At 40.5% G+C, this 15,632-nt stretch carries 14 protein-coding genes; 13 read left to right on the forward strand and 1 reads right to left on the reverse strand.

Annotated elements, in window-relative coordinates; translation table 11 throughout:
- Both ACFPQ3_RS04725 and ACFPQ3_RS04730 read left to right on the forward strand, forming a co-directional pair.
- Positions 1–934: collagen-like domain-containing protein (locus ACFPQ3_RS04725; protein ID WP_465269567.1), on the forward strand; the 934-nt coding region annotated here is incomplete at its 5' end.
- 5 nt (positions 935–939) lie between these two features.
- Entirely contained in the window at positions 940–3,120 is a 2,181-nt protein-coding gene (locus ACFPQ3_RS04730; protein WP_156805496.1) for an LPXTG cell wall anchor domain-containing protein, read from the forward strand.
- Positions 3,121–3,953: 833 nt separating this feature from the next.
- Here the strand turns inward: ACFPQ3_RS04730 and mnmE are convergent.
- Complete coding sequence (gene mnmE, locus ACFPQ3_RS04735) at positions 3,954–5,327, reverse strand: tRNA uridine-5-carboxymethylaminomethyl(34) synthesis GTPase MnmE (protein WP_198039881.1); 1,374 nt, start codon at positions 5,325–5,327, stop codon at positions 3,954–3,956.
- A 565-nt stretch (positions 5,328–5,892) separates the two neighbouring features.
- Between mnmE and ACFPQ3_RS04740 the strand changes: the two genes are divergently transcribed.
- The 11 genes from ACFPQ3_RS04740 (at position 5,893) to ACFPQ3_RS04790 (ending at position 15,486) form a co-directional block, all read left to right on the forward strand.
- Positions 5,893–6,078, forward strand: a complete 186-nt coding sequence (locus ACFPQ3_RS04740) for a hypothetical protein (RefSeq protein WP_156805494.1) — start codon at positions 5,893–5,895, stop codon at positions 6,076–6,078.
- Between the two features lie 17 nt (positions 6,079–6,095).
- Positions 6,096–6,896 carry a dihydropteroate synthase gene (folP, locus tag ACFPQ3_RS04745; protein WP_161980905.1) on the forward strand — a complete coding sequence of 267 codons (801 nt, stop codon included), beginning with the start codon at positions 6,096–6,098 and terminating at the stop codon, positions 6,894–6,896.
- Positions 6,897–6,898: 2 nt separating this feature from the next.
- Complete coding sequence (gene folB / locus ACFPQ3_RS04750) at positions 6,899–7,258, forward strand: dihydroneopterin aldolase (protein WP_156805493.1); 360 nt, start codon at positions 6,899–6,901, stop codon at positions 7,256–7,258.
- Positions 7,255–7,740, forward strand: a complete 486-nt coding sequence (gene folK, locus ACFPQ3_RS04755) for a 2-amino-4-hydroxy-6-hydroxymethyldihydropteridine diphosphokinase (RefSeq protein ID WP_156805492.1) — start codon at positions 7,255–7,257, stop codon at positions 7,738–7,740. The genes folB and folK overlap by 4 nt, the downstream gene beginning before the upstream one ends.
- Positions 7,741–8,108: 368 nt before the next feature.
- The gene (locus tag ACFPQ3_RS04760; protein ID WP_156805491.1) at positions 8,109–9,887 is read left to right on the forward strand and encodes a carboxypeptidase-like regulatory domain-containing protein; all 1,779 of its coding nucleotides are present in this window, start codon (positions 8,109–8,111) and stop codon (positions 9,885–9,887) included.
- A 409-nt stretch (positions 9,888–10,296) separates the two neighbouring features.
- Positions 10,297–10,974 (forward strand): ribose-5-phosphate isomerase RpiA, encoded by a 678-nt coding sequence (gene rpiA / locus ACFPQ3_RS04765; RefSeq protein WP_156805490.1) that lies wholly within the window; start codon positions 10,297–10,299, stop codon positions 10,972–10,974.
- A gap of 182 nt (positions 10,975–11,156) precedes the next feature.
- Entirely contained in the window at positions 11,157–12,368 is a 1,212-nt protein-coding gene (locus ACFPQ3_RS04770) for a phosphopentomutase (protein ID WP_156805489.1), read from the forward strand.
- A gap of 40 nt (positions 12,369–12,408) precedes the next feature.
- Positions 12,409–13,218 (forward strand): purine-nucleoside phosphorylase, encoded by an 810-nt coding sequence (locus ACFPQ3_RS04775; RefSeq protein ID WP_156805488.1) that lies wholly within the window; start codon positions 12,409–12,411, stop codon positions 13,216–13,218.
- Complete coding sequence (locus ACFPQ3_RS04780; protein WP_269747713.1) at positions 13,178–13,912, forward strand: aspartate/glutamate racemase family protein; 735 nt, start codon at positions 13,178–13,180, stop codon at positions 13,910–13,912. The genes ACFPQ3_RS04775 and ACFPQ3_RS04780 overlap by 41 nt, the downstream gene beginning before the upstream one ends.
- 97 nt (positions 13,913–14,009) lie before the next feature.
- A complete protein-coding gene (gene deoD / locus ACFPQ3_RS04785; RefSeq protein WP_156805487.1) occupies positions 14,010–14,723 on the forward strand; it encodes a purine-nucleoside phosphorylase in 714 nt (237 codons plus the stop codon).
- A complete protein-coding gene (locus ACFPQ3_RS04790) occupies positions 14,716–15,486 on the forward strand; it encodes a LytR family transcriptional regulator (protein ID WP_156805486.1) in 771 nt (256 codons plus the stop codon). The genes deoD and ACFPQ3_RS04790 overlap by 8 nt, the downstream gene beginning before the upstream one ends.
- The last annotated feature ends 146 nt before the right edge of the window (positions 15,487–15,632 follow it).

The raw sequence follows: 15,632 nt of genomic DNA on the forward strand, positions 1-15,632 counted from the left end.
TGAAGAAGGCGAACGCGGTCCAGTTACTCCGCAATTAGGTGGACGTAACCAAGGTCCATTGAAAGGCGAAGAAGGTGAACGTGGCCCAGTTACTCCGCAATTAGGTGGACGTAACCAAGGTCCATTGAAAGGTGAAGAAGGCGAACGCGGTCCAGTTACTCCAGAATTAGGCGGTCGCAACGAAGGCCCTCTGAAAGGCGAGGAAGGCGATCGTGGTCCAGTTACTCCGCAATTAGGTGGACGTAACCAAGGTCCATTGAAAGGCGAAGAAGGTGAACGTGGTCCAGTTACTCCGCAATTAGGTGGACGTAACCAAGGTCCATTGAAAGGCGAAGAAGGTGATCGTGGCCCAGTTACTCCGCAATTAGGTGGACGTAACCAAGGCCCATTGAAAGGCGAGGAAGGCGATCGTGGCCCAGTTACTCCAGAATTAGGCGGTCGCAACGAAGGCCCGCTGAAAGGTGAGGAAGGCGATCGTGGACCGGCACCATCGCCTCTAACCGATGGTACAAGCATCCAAGCTGGTAATGGCAGCTCAGCTCCTCAAGGTAGAAGTGGTCAAGGTGATAGCCCCCCAACCACTCCTCTAGCCTTTACAGGTGAGTCCGGCTTTACAGGGAATTCTCCACGTACCACACGTGCTAGACGTAGTGTGAGTGCTACTACAAGTACAGGTGGTTCTTCAGTAGGAGGTCAAACGACTAACACTACTGGCAACCAATCAACTAATAATTCACAATCAAACAGCCGGTCGTCGAGTGTTTCTGCATCTTATGGAGCACCCCCTAAAGCGAGGTCTCTTTCAAAGCATAAAGATTCAAAAGAAACGGCTCAAAGTGCAGAAAAAGTGTTACCGTTCGTTTTGATTGCACTGTTGATAATGATTATCACCGGCACAGCTTACCTTATCCCTAAAAAAACACCTAAGGAGTAGAAATTGTGATACAAAGGCAAATTCAGTCAATTAGAGAGGAAGGAAATCGATCAAAATCGTTTCTACTGTTTGCGACAAGTTTAGCACTCATAGCAACAGGAACTTCTACCGTCTATGCTAATGATGCAAGTCATGAAAAGGATAGACACTTAGCTCAAGAGGCAGTAGAGTCTATCCAATCAGAGGCTTCTCAACTAACCACATCCGATACAATAGAGGAAGCCAAAAAAAACATAGAAGAGAAGTTAGATGACATAGACACGATAAAAGAGGAGAAAGAAACGATAGTTTTGGAAGCCTCTCTTTCAGTGGATCCCATTGTTCCCGGAGATACAGTGATTTCTGGTACAACTACTTCAAATGCTATAGTAGATGTTAAAATTGATGAAGTCTCACAAACTTCAGTGGAGGACTTTTTCGTTGCTGATGAAAAAGGTAAGTTTTTGCTTAAGTTAGAGCGTCCCATTTCCTATAATCAAAAAATAGAAATTGTATCTACCCATCAAAAAATCTTTGAAGCAGAGGAAGAAGATGATTTTGAAGGTGGTGAAGCCCAAGTTGTCATCACAACTCCAAGGCATCCCGAGGCTTATCCTATCCCAACCAAACCCCTCCAAAAGGTAGGAAATCAGCATCAGGTATTGGTTGAGCCTCTGTTTGAAGGTGCCAAGAAGATACAGGGGCATACTTCTGTTGAGGGGACCGTTTATGCTATGATTGGCGGAACGATAGTGTCGAAACCAGCTCGAATAAAAGATGGTTATTTTGAAATAGAATTTTCAGATGACATAGAAGCAAGTACCTTTAAAACCACTCAAAATGTGAAGCTATCTTTCATTTCAAATGATGGTCTACCAGTGATGCATGCTGTTCCAGTCTATCCGTTAGGAGAGACTCTCAAAGAAAAACCGAAACCATCCTTCACTTATCAAAACCTAACAGTAGGTAGCACAGAGTTTTCTGGTATGACAGAGCCTTTTGGACGCGTCAAGCTTTACGATGCTGAGACAGGTAATTTTGTCCTAGAAGCATGGGCAAATGAGGAAGGAAAATACTCTGAAAAATTGCCAGCATTAGCTAGTCACCAGCGTTATTATCGTCTCTTTGTCGGTCTTAACAATGACTATCAAATGTTGGTAGAACAGACGGTAGACGGAGCAGATAAGAAGATTCCTCCTTCACAAGTCTTGGAGATTTTGGATCGTATTCTTTTTGATACGACTGATGTTTCTTCCCCCTCTAGTCCACTGCAAGTACCGAATATTCACGATCAAAAAGAATATATAGCTGGACGTAGTAAATATGCGCATCATTTTATCAGGATAACCTCCTCTGTGTCAGATAAGAAATTCCCTACCATTATGACCAATGAACTAGGTTTTTGGGGAATTGACTTTAGAGACTTAGAGATCACACTGGAACAAGGAGAGCAGCTCACCTTTGAAGTGATGGATCCTAAGAGCTTTGCGGTGGTGGCTAAACAAAGCACGATTGTCAAAGGGATCAATGATGGGGTAAAACCAGAAGAACACTCCTTTGTCTTACCTACGATTACAAGCGTTACAGGGTATGTGAAAGGCCAAGTTGCTCCAAATGTTCGGATTTTTGTTCATCAAGGTAATAAGCTCTTAGCCGAAACCAGCTCGACTCCTGAAGGAGATTTCGAGATTGACTTTGGAGAGACCGTACTTGAACCAAATAGTTTATTGACATTTACCGCTTTTAACGAGGAAGGACGACAGGTTCTTTGGAATAAAGTTTCTGTTAAAAAAGGAGAGGGGAAACGCATTAGAAAACCCGAGGAAAAATCAGAAACACAGGAGAAAGCGCCTGATGTTCTTGTCAATACTCAAAAGAAACAAGCAGACAACTCTGAACCAATTCTCCAACCACAGGATAGCCCTTCTATAGACAAAACAGTAGAAAACAAGCGACAGCTTGATTCATCTACAGAGTTCAAGGTTCTTCTTAGAGATGACCAAGAACAGTCTGTACCATTCATTACAGCGAGAGAGCCTCAGCAAGAAGTTGCTCTATCAACTGTAGTTGATTCCAAAGCTAGCGAAGGAAAAGCTGCATTACCGCGCACAAATGCAAAACCTTCTCTTGCTCTGACGTTGGCAGGATTGGTCAGCCTAGGGGCAGTAGCTCTTACGATCTTGAAGAAAAAACAATCAGAAGCCTAATGTCATTAAGTTAAAGAAGTTATTACTCATGTTATGAGTAGTGGCTTCTTTTTATATGAAACTAAACGTGATGTTTAAGATGTTGTTGAACGATGTGTAATTATTGAGATGACGTTATTCAAGATAAGCCATGTAAAACAGACTAGCTTTTCTTTAGTATGGTGGAGAATTAGTCTTTTTGTAATAGCACTAGCTAGTATGGATAGAAGATAGGAGTCTTATGAGAAATACTTGTATTTTAGATCTTATGTTAATACTGAATACTAGAAGAAAAAAAGGAGCAAAGGTTATCTTTGACAAAATAAAAGAGAGTGGGACAAACCATCACGATGGCAGAGCCCACACCTACAAAACAATGAAAAACCAATAGGCAAAGCTCCCGCTAAGTGCATACTCTTAGTGAGGGCTTTTTGAAGTTTTCGTATAAGAAGTCATGATTTAGAAGTCTTGACTTTCCCTCACTCTCTGGTCTCTAAGCTCAGGCTGAAACTGTCCACTGAACACTTTCACCACCTCCGTATAGCTCAAAAGGTTTGGGGAACCTTTTGAGGTGGGGAATAAGGCGAACGAAGTTCGTCTCAATCGTTAAGGTCTGGGAGACCTTTGGAGGTTGGAAATAAGATGAACGATGTTCATCACATTCGTATAGGATGGCAGCTAACGATTGTGTGGTATTCAAATAGTCCAGTAGACTATTTGAGGTGGACACTTGAAAATGAAGAAGTGTCCAGTTGCAGACCTCCAATGAACCACTGTGTCAATCTGTTATTGTTATCAAAAAAAGAAGGTTGAGATATTTTTGTCCCAACCTCTTGTACTTGATTGGATTATCCTTATTTACCAAGGCAGAATTGGCTAAAGAGTTGAGTGATGAGTTCATCAGGAGCAACATCACCTGTTATTTCACCAAGAATTTCCCAAGTTCTTGTCATATCAACTTGAAGGAGGTCTACAGGCATTCCCAGTGTTAATCCTTCATTGACAGCATTTAGGCTTTCTAGAGCTTTTTCAATGAGGCTGATGTGGCGAGCATTTGAGAGGTAAGTCGCGTCTTTTTCAACGAGTCCAGCATTTTCAAAGAAAAGTTGATTGATTTTTTCTTCAATAGCGTCAATATTTTGATTTTCAAGGACAGAGATACGTATCACATCTGCTGGTAATTCATCGGCTTCGATTTGTTCAAGAAGATCTGTTTTATTCAGTAAAAGAACACGGTTGCTATCTTTTGAAATATCAAGTAGATCTCTATCTTGTTGGGTCAATGGTTCCGCTGCATTGAGGACAAGAAGAACCAAATCAGCTTCTTGCAGGGCTTTTTTAGACCGTTCAACACCAATCTTTTCAACCACGTCATCAGTTTCACGAATACCGGCAGTATCAATGAGTTTGAGAGGAATTCCTTTGATATTGACGTATTCTTCGATGACATCACGTGTGGTTCCTGCAATATCTGTTACGATAGCTTTTTCTTCGCGGAGTAAATTGTTCAGAAGACTAGATTTTCCAACATTTGGACGACCGATGATAGCAGTAGAAAGCCCTTCGCGAAGAATTTTTCCACGTTTGGCTGTACGAAGGAGTCTTTCTAAAAGGTCTTGGAATTCTGTTGTTTTTTCCTGCATGAGAGCAGTCGTCATCTCCTCGACATCGTCATATTCTGGGTAATCAATATTGACTTCAACTTGTGCTAGGGTGTTGAGAATTTCTTGTCGAATACTATTGATGAGATTTTTTAGAGATCCATCAAGTTGTGAGAGAGCATTTGACATGGCTTTATCTGTTTTTGCACGGATAAGATCCATAACAGCTTCAGACTGAGTTAGGTCAATGCGGCCATTCAAAAAGGCACGCTTGGTAAATTCACCTGGCTCTGCCATTCTTGCTCCAGAACGAATTAATAACTGTAAGATTTCATTAGTGACAGCAACACCACCGTGAGTATTGATTTCCACGACGTTTTCCCGAGTAAAGGTGCGAGGAGCTAACATGACAGAGACCATGACTTCATCCAGAATGTTTTGAGTTTGCGGATCCATTATATGCCCATAGGTTAGAGTATGACTAGCAATTGTTTCCAAATTTTTTCCCTTGAAGACACGGTTCGCAATAGTCAGAGCTTCTGGGCCAGATAAACGGACGATGCCGATAGCACCTTCTCCCAAGGGGGTTGCAATAGCAGTAATGGTATCAAATTCTTTGGTAATAATCATAAACCTATTTTAGCGTAAAAGCTATTTAGAAGCAAGAAAAGGAGTAAAAGAATAGCGAGGGCCTTCATAAAAACTAGCCTCGGAAGGTGACTTAGAGTGAGAGGTTTGTTTGACTCTATGGTATAATAATCCTGTGAAGTTTTTTGATGTCATTTGCAAGGGCGTATCATTTATATAGTTATTTTTTAAATGTGGTGAGGGTCGCCCCGAGTATCTCCCAGATTGGAAATAAGATGAACAGAGTTCGTCACAATCGTTAAGGTCTGGAAGCTCTTTTGAGATTGGAAATAAAGAGACTGAGAAAAGTCTTAAAAAGAAATAGCTTAGCGTAACGTCATCAAGAAACACTGTTTCAAAGCCATTTTATATTGTTCAATTTTAAAAAAGACAGACTAAAAATTAACTGTTTACTCAGCCTTGTCAAACCTCTTATGAAGTATCATTACTTTTTGGTAAACCTAAACTCCTTGATCTCTTATTTTTAAGATATAATCTCTGGTATTATCTTATTTCTAAATAACAGGTTTTGATTGTTGAATCGGCGATATAGGTTGAAGTGATTATGGTCATGATGTTCCTGTATGTTGCGGAGATCGAAATTGTTGATGCTGTTTTATTAAAAAGCAAAGCACATCTTCATGACAATGCAAGGCATCAAAATACTGGTGCTAAAACGATTACTAGTGTAGCCAAAGGCATTTTTAACGAGAATATCAATCAAATACGGGAAATTTTAGACATGATTTAAAGGGAGGAAATGATAAAATGAGCATTCGCATTCAAGAACTAGCAAATCGGGTGACTATTATGGGAATCCTGAATGTAACGCCAGATTCTTTCTCAGACGGAGGAAACTATGTCGAACTTGATAAAGCTCTGGCTCAAGTTGAGCAAATGCTGGCAGATGGGGCGCTTGTCATTGATGTTGGCGGTGAATCCACTAGACCTGGTGCCACATTTGTCTCCGTTGAGGAAGAGATTGCTCGTGTCGTTCCGATTATCACGGCTATTAAAGAACGCTTTAATTGTTTAGTATCGATAGATAGCTATAAGACAGAAACGGTGCGGGCTGCCCTAGAAGCAGGAGCAGATATCATCAATGATGTCTGGGCAGGACTATACGATGGACAAATGTTGCATTTAGCGGCCACATACGATGTCCCTATCATTCTTATGCACAACCAAAAAGAGGAAAACTATCAAAATATTGCAGAAGAGGTTTGTGATTTTTTATCAGCCCGCGCTCAGGCCGCTTTAGATGCGGGAGTTAAGGCAGATAAGATATGGTTAGATCCAGGCTTTGGCTTTGCTAAAAATGCCCAGCACAATCTGGATCTGCTTAAAGGATTAGAGATGGTTTGTCAACTTGGCTATCCAGTTTTATTTGGAATTTCTCGAAAACGGGTGGTTGACCATTTACTAGGTGGGGGAAGCAGTCCTTTAGATCGCGATCAGGCAACGGCAATCCTATCCGCTTACGCTATTGCTAAGGGGTGTCAGATGGTTCGAGTTCATAATGTTGTAGCCAATCGTGATGTGATAGATATTTTAGAGCAGTTGAGGTGAAAATGGATAAGATTTTTTTAAAAGAGTGTCGATTTTATGGCTATCATGGGGTCCTTGCCGAGGAGCAAGTGCTAGGGCAGATTTTTGTAGTGGATTGCGAGCTAGAAGTTGACTTACAGGCTGCTAGTCTATCAGATCAGTTATCTGATACGGTTCACTATGGGATGGTTTTTGAAACCATAAAAGAGCGGGTAGAAAATGAAAGATACCAATTAATAGAGCGCTTGGCTGGTGCTATTTGCCAGGATATCTTTGACCATTACCCAACAGTGATGGGAATTACTCTAACAATTAAAAAGGAAAATCCGCCGATTGCTGGTCACTACGCACATGTCGGCATCACCTTGGAGCGTCGCAGATGAGTCAGGTATTCTTAAGTTTAGGTAGCAATATGGGTAACCGAGCCAGTTATTTAGACCAGGCGGTTCAAGGTTTGAAAGATTTGCCAGCCACTCAATTGCTAGCTATTTCACCTATATATGAAACCAGTGCTTGGGGAAAGACGGATCAGGCAGACTTTCTCAATCTTTGCCTAGCCATCGACACAGATCTTTCACCACAGGACTTGTTGTATCATACCCAGACTTTGGAATTATCGCTGGGTCGGGAACGTCATGAACATTGGGGACCTCGAACGGTTGATATTGATATCTTGCTCTATGGTCAAGAAGTGGTGCAGGAGAAAAAACTGACGATTCCACATCCTCTGATGCAGGAACGTGCCTTTGTCCTTGTTCCGTTGGCAGATATCGCCCCAACCTTTCAACATCCTATTTTTCTTAAAAGTATTGCAGAGCTGCTAGAAGCAGTACATACTGAAGGAGTTAGAGCTGTCAATCAGTAAAGGAATCATTTCCGTATGAAACAAGAGTATGGGGCAAACAGGCAGGCTGGTTAATCCCACACCCGAAAACAAATGAAAAACAATAGCCAAAGCCCTCGTTAAGTGTTTATACTCTTAGTGAGGGCTTTGTGGTTGATAACTTAATGATCATAACCTATCAAGGCTAAACGATGTTCAGATGTGATTTTCTTACAGTATGGATTAGGTAGTAGGTTTATTTAAGTGCCATAAAGGATTTTTATGGTTCTGTCCAATCGTCTAGAAAAAATGTCATTGTTAGAAAATTTTTCAAAAAATACTTGACTGGTTAATTAATAGGTGGTAGAATAACTTAACCAGTTAATGAAATTTGGAAAGGAATTTAAAAAATGACAACATCTAATAGAATTAAATTATTAACTGCTGCAACTTTAGCAATGGTGACTTTAACAGGGAAAGACACGGAGTCACTGGTTTTTGCCCATACACATACGGCAGTAACTGCTGAGCAGGGAAATTTCAGTTTTACAGCTATCGTTTTAGGTGAAAATGGTAAGACTTTGGCTAACAAGGAAGTCAGTCTGACTCCAACTACTGGAAATGGGCAAAGTCTATCAGCACAAACAGATGATAAAGGAATGGCTGTATTTTCTAGTCTACCTCTCAATACTAACTACAGTGTTAGTGTGAATGGAGTAGAAAAAGGTTACACTATCAGAAGTGGGGTAGCTGATGAAGCGATGGTGGCTCGTTTTACATTACCTGAGGATGGTATAAACACCCCAAGCTACAGTGCACAAAAAATGCTGATAAAGGTAGTAGATGAGGAAGCAGAAGGTTTAGCTGGGCAAACCGTTGAGCTTAAAGATCCTACAGGGCAAGTTATAGGTCGTGCTGTAACGGAAGCAAATGGTCAGGTGACGTTTGCTGACAACCTCGTTGACGGTACTTTCTATGATATTTTGGTTAATGGTAAAGCTAAAACCAAGCTTCGTCCTGGACAAGATGGTGTCGCCTTTTTAGAAAGTAATGAGATTGTTAGGTCTACGGTCACCGATTCAGTTGATGAATTAGAGGTTAAACGTGCTTATGTCGCTAAGGGAGCAGGCGTTGATGTAGAGAAAGTTACGGTATTGGACACCTCTAAAGGTAAAGCCTTGATGTACCCGCATGATGATCATTACCATGTTATTTTAGTGGCGGATATTGATGTCACCAAACCTTTTAACGATGGACATGGTCACCATGAACATGAGCATGAGCATGATGAATCACCTGTGTCTGGTCAGTTCACCTTTGTAGCGACTGTTGTTGATCAATCAGGCAAAGCACTACCTAACCGTGTTGTGAAATTGGTTGATATTACCACTGGGGAAGGTCATGAGGTAGCAACAGCCAAAACAGATGATAAAGGTCGTGCCGTTTTAACAGGTTTGCCTTTGCTGAGAAGTCTCAGTGTGTTAGTTGATGGGAAGTCTCAAGGGCATACCGTTCGAACAGGTCAAGATGGCGATGAACGCTTCGGAGGTTTCATCGTTGATGGAGTAGGAACAAGTAAGCCAGTAGAAAGCAAGCAAGTCTTGACTGTTCATGTGCGTGATGAAGAAGCAGTAGGTTTGGCAGATCAGACAGTTACCCTCAAAGATAAAAATGGTCGCTTGATTGCTGAAACAAGAACTGATAAAGAAGGTCGTGCCGCCTTCAATAGCGATTTAATTGATGGTCTCTTCTATGATGTCTTTGTCAATGGCAAAGCGTTGGCTAGTGCATTTCCAGGACAAGAAATATCCGTAGCTCTATCAGGGGATCAAATTGTAAAACCATCCGTCAAAAAACAAGAGAATACATCGGCTCCTGAAAAGCCAGATACGCTGAAAAAAGCTCCTGTTAATAGTCCTGTCAAAGAAAATGAAAAAAACTCAAATCCAAATCAATCGAATCTGAGTCAAAAAAATAAAGACGTGATGAATTCTGCACAATCTAATGGGGATAAAAAACCAGTGGCAGATCAAAATACAACTCCGAAAGCGACACAATCTGTTGCTACAACAGAGAACAAGAAAACATTGCCTCATACAGGAGAAAAACGAGGCTTCTCATTCCTTATTGCAGGTCTTTTATCCTTCTTAACCTTAATTGGCTTGGCTGTGCGAAAATCTCTACGCTGATGGTGGCAAAATTCTCGCCAAGGGAGTTTATTGAAAAATCGTACTAGGAATCACCAATGTCAAACGGACGAATGAGTTTGGGACAAAAAGATTTTTAGTTTAGAAAATTTATACCAATAAATCTAATTTTCTAATAAACTGTATATAAAAACGAACAAAAATACTCTTTAAATATATAAGAGATAATTTTTGTTCGTTTTTTATTATGGTCTTTTTAAATGATTTTAAATGTTTTTGGGGTGATTTTTTGAATTTTTTTCACAAGAGAGTTCTCTAAAGAAATGTAAGGCAAAATTACTGTTTCCTTGGCACTAAATCTAAGTATCTAGATTGGATAGATAATAGTTAGCGCTATCAAAAGTTCTGAAAAAATGATATAATGTTAAGTATATCAAAGATGGAGGTTAAAATGACAGCTTTCAAAGAATTAGTCGGTATTGAAGCAGCTAAATATGTAAAAAACGGTATGGTTGTCGGCCTAGGAACAGGATCAACAGCCCATTATTTTGTTGAAGAGCTGGGACGCAGGATTAAAGAGGAAGGTTTAGAAATAACAGCAGTGACGACATCGAGTGTGACTAGCGCCCATGCGGAGCATTTAGGCATTCCCCTTAAAAATATCCGAGAGGTAGAATCTGTTGATTTGACTGTTGATGGGGCTGACGAGGTTGATTCTGTATTTAATGGAATCAAAGGTGGTGGCGGTGCCCTTCTTATGGAGAAGGTAGTAGCGACATATACTAAAGACTACATCTGGATTGTGGATGAGAGTAAAATGGTTGAACAGCTAGGTACCTTTAAGCTTCCTGTTGAAGTTGTCCAGTATGGTGCTGAAAATCTTTTGCGTCATTTTACAGTAAAAGGATATCAACCGACTTTCCGTGAACAAGACGGGAAACGCTTTGTGACGGATATGCAAAATTTTATTATTGATCTTGACTTGAAAAAGATTGAAGATCCAAAGGTATTGGCTCAAGAATTAGATGCGACGGTTGGTGTTGTGGAACATGGCCTTTTTAATGGTATGGTCAATAAAGTGATCGTTGCTGGAAAAGATGGTGTGAAAGTTCTTGAGTCTGGTAAATGATATCAATAGAGTTAGCAATTATCTTTTCTACACTAAAAGTTCATTTACCATTTGGCTTAACGTTTGGCCTTTAAACGTCAAATGGGTTAATTTTGTTAATAAGTTTTTCTATAGCTTGTCTTAGGATAAGCTATACAGGTTTTTGGGTGCCAACCGTAACCACCCCTAGATAGGAGAAACATATGTCAACTTTTGATCGCATTCACTTAGTCGTTTTAGACTCAGTCGGAATTGGTGCTGCACCAGATGCTAATAACTTTGTAAATGCTGGTGTTCCCGATGGAGCTTCAGATACTCTTGGTCATATTTCTAAAACCGTTGGCCTTGACGTTCCAAATATGGCTAAAATAGGTCTTGGAAATATTCCTCGACCACAAGCTCTAAAGACTGTTCCTGCTGAAGAAAATCCTACAGGTTATGTGACAAAACTCGAGGAAGTCTCACTCGGTAAAGATACCATGACTGGACACTGGGAAATCATGGGGCTTAACATCACGGAACCATTTGATACCTTCTGGGACGGTTTTCCTGAAGAAATTCTAACTAAGATTGAAGAATTTTCAGGTCGCAAAGTCATTCGTGAAGCCAACAAACCTTACTCAGGTACAGCTGTCATTGATGATTTTGGTCCACGCCAAATGGAAACGGGGGAATTGATTATCTATACCTCTGCTGACCCAGTGCTTCAAATTGCTGCGCATGAAGATATTATTCCACTTGATGAATTGTACCGTATCTGTGAATACGCTCGTTCAATCACTTTAGAGCGCCCAGCCCTACTGGGTCGCATTATCGCTCGTCCTTACGTTGGTGAACCTGGTAATTTCACACGTACTTCTAATCGTCACGATTATGCAGTATCACCATTTGAAGAAACAGTATTGAATAAGCTTGATCAAGCAGGAATAGATACTTATGCGGTTGGTAAAATCAATGATATTTTCAATGGTTCTGGTATCAATCATGATATGGGACACAATAAAAATAACAACCATGGTGTCGATACTCTTTTGAAAACGATGGGATTGTCTGAGTTTGAAAAAGGATTTTCATTTACAAATCTAGTCGATTTTGATGCTAATTTTGGTCACCGTCGTGATGCACATGGTTATCGTGATTGCTTGCATGAATTTGATAATCGTCTTCCAGAAATTATCGCTGCGATGCGTGAGAATGACCTACTCTTGATTACAGCAGACCACGGAAATGACCCAACGTATGCCGGTACAGACCATACGCGTGAATACATCCCGTTGTTGGCTTACAGTCCTTCTTTCAAAGGAAGTGGTGTGATTCCACAAGGACATTTCGCAGACATTTCTGCTACTATTGCTGAAAACTTCGGTGTGGATACTGCTATGATTGGTAAGAGCTTCTTGGATCAATTGGTGTAATCCAATAGAGAAAAATGAGAGAATAAAAGGAAAATTAGAGATGACATTATTAGAAAAAATTTATGAAACACGTGATTTCTTGCAAGAGAAAGGAATCACTGCACCTGAATTTGGTTTAATCTTAGGTTCAGGTTTGGGAGAATTGGCAGAAGAAGTAGAAAACGCTGTTGTCATTGACTACGCAGATATCCCAAACTGGGGGCAATCAACTGTTGTTGGTCACGCAGGTAAATTAGTCTACGGAGATCTAGCTGGTCGTAAGGTTTTAGCGCTCCAAGGACGTTTCCATTTCTATGAAGGCAATCCAATGGAAGTGGTGACTTTCCCAGTGCGTGTGATGAAAGCTTTGGGATGTCACAGTGTGCTTGTAACCAATGCAGCTGGAGGTATTGGTTTTGGACCAGGAACATTGATGCTCATCAATGATCATATCAATATGATTGGAACAAACCCATTGATTGGTGAAAACCTTGAGGAATTCGGACCACGTTTCCCAGACATGTCGAAGGCTTACACGCCAGAATATCGTCAGGTGGCTTACGAAGTTGCGGACAAACTTGGCATCAAACTAAGTGAAGGGGTTTACCTTGGTTGTTCAGGTCCAACTTATGAAACACCAGCTGAAATTCGTGCCTTCAAGACACTAGGAGCTGATGCAGTTGGTATGTCTACAGTTCCAGAAGTGATTGTAGCGGCTCATTCAGGTCTCAAAGTGCTTGGTATTTCATGTATTACCAACCATGCGGCTGGCTTCCAAGAAGAACTTAACCACGAAGAAGTTGTTGAAGTCACCACTCGTATCAAGGAAGATTTCAAAGGATTGGTCAAAGCCATTTTGGCAACTCTATAGGAGTTCTTATGAAACAATAGGATTGATTAGTGGAATGAGTTGGAAAAGTACAGCGACGTACTACAAGCTCATTAATGAAACAATCAAAGAGGAGTTAGGTGGACTTCATTCTGCTAAAATTGTACTGTACAGTGTTGATTTTGCAGAAATTGAGACTTATCAGGCTACAGGAAATTGGGAAAAGAGTGGACAGGTTTTAGCAGAGATTGCTAAAAAATTGGAAAAGGTGGGTGCTGATTTTATTGTTATTTGTACAAATACGATGCATAAAATAGTTGATCAAATTCAACAAGACCTTGTGATTCCGATCTTGCATATTGCCGAAGCGATAGCAGAGGCTTTACTAGAGAGCGGTGTTCGAAAAGTCGGTTTGCTAGGCACAAAATATACGATGACTCAAGCATTTTATAAAGATAAATTGGTTGAAGCTGATTTAGATGTCCTAGTTCCTAGCGCTGACGAGATTGAAGAGGTCAATCGAATGATTTATGATGAACTATGTAAGGGAGAAACCTATTCAAAATCTAGAGCGACGTACCTTACAATCATAAAACGGTTAAAACAAGCTGGTGCTGAAGCGGTGATTTTAGGATGTACAGAAATAGGACTCTTGGTTCAGCAAGATGATACAGAGATACCCCTTTTTGATATGACAACGGTTCATGCGGTAAAAGCAGCTTTGGCGACTTTGTAGTTGATCAATTTTAGTGATGCTATTTTGCATAAAATAGTAGTTTACTCTCTAATTTCCTAAATAAAAACATAAGAAAGAAAACAAGGAGATATAAAGAATGTCAATTCATATTTCAGCAAAACCAGGCGAAATTGCCGATAAAATTTTACTTCCGGGAGACCCGTTACGTGCTAAGTTTATCGCAGAGAATTTTCTTGAAGATGCTGTTTGCTTTAATGAAGTTCGTAACATGTTTGGCTATACAGGGACTTATAAAGGTCATCGCGTTTCAGTCATGGGGACAGGGATGGGAATGCCATCAATCTCTATCTATGCGCGTGAGCTTATTGTGGACTACGGGGTGAAAAAACTCATCCGTGTAGGAACTGCTGGATCAATTGACCCAGATGTACACGTTCGTGAACTTGTTTTGGCACAAGCTGCTGCAACCAACTCTAACATCATTCGCAATGACTGGCCTGAGTACGATTTCCCACAAATAGCAGACTTTGACCTTCTTGACAAGGCTTATCATATCGCAAAAGATTTAGGCATGACAACACACGTTGGTTCTGTCCTATCATCAGATGTCTTCTACTCAAATATGCCTGAGCGTAACATGCAACTTGGAACACTTGGTGTTAAGGCGATTGAAATGGAAGCAGCTGCTCTTTACTACCTTGCTGCACAACACAAGGTCCAAGCCCTTGGTATCATGACTATCTCTGATAGTTTAGTAAATCCAGAGGAAGACACGACAGCAGAGGAACGTCAAAATACTTTCACAGACATGATGAAGGTTGGTTTGGAAACCTTGATTGCCAATGACTAATGAAACGTTGAAAGTTCTTCTAGATCTTTATGCCTATCATCAGGCTTGGAAAATAGCTGAGCGAATAAATCGCTTACCTAGTGAAACCCAATTTCTATTAGAAATGTTAAAAGAGCGAAGAGAACTTAACGTAGCCTATCTCTTTAAACATGAAAATGAACTTCGCCAAATTGAAGAGCGTTATCAGCTCCACCTTTTATCGAATGCCTATGAAGAAGAACTACTAGCCAATTATATTATGGATCTTGAAGCAAAGGTGAAAAATGCGGATATCATTGATTTTGTCCGTGCAGTTAGTCCGATTCTATACCGATTGTTTTTACGATTAGCCCAGCAAAAGGTACCAGAACTAACCCAATTTATTCATGATACTAAATCAGATCAGTACGATAGTTGGAAGTTTAATGAGATGGCTAGATCAGATAATCCTTTTATTCAGGCTTTTGTGGCGGAGCGCCGAGACAGTAAAGTAACATCAAAAAGTTTAGCAGATTTGATTGAGGTGACTGACTTTTCTAGATCTATTAAAGATACTGTTGCACAGTTACGACAGTTGGAAAAAGCTGTGCGAAATCCTCTTGCTCATCTCATCAAACCCTTTGATGAGGAAGAACTGCATCGTACAACCAAATTTTCGTCACAGATTTTTTTAGAAAAAATTATTTATCTAGCACAGCAATTAGGTGTTGTCTATGAGACTAAAGAGTTTTACTATGATAAGGTGAATGAAATCATCAAATCTCAACTTTTACCGGAAGTATAGACTACTAGCAAAAGAGAGTGGGACAAACCAGTACGATGGCAGATCTCACACCCACAAAACAATGACAACCAATAGGCAAAGCCCTCGCTAAGTGCTATACTCTTAGTGAGGGCTTTGTGGTTGATAACTTAATGATAAAATCTATC

Origin of the sequence: Streptococcus caledonicus (genome assembly GCF_042656225.1) — a bacterium.
GTDB classification, from domain to species: Bacteria; Bacillota; Bacilli; order Lactobacillales; family Streptococcaceae; genus Streptococcus; species Streptococcus caledonicus.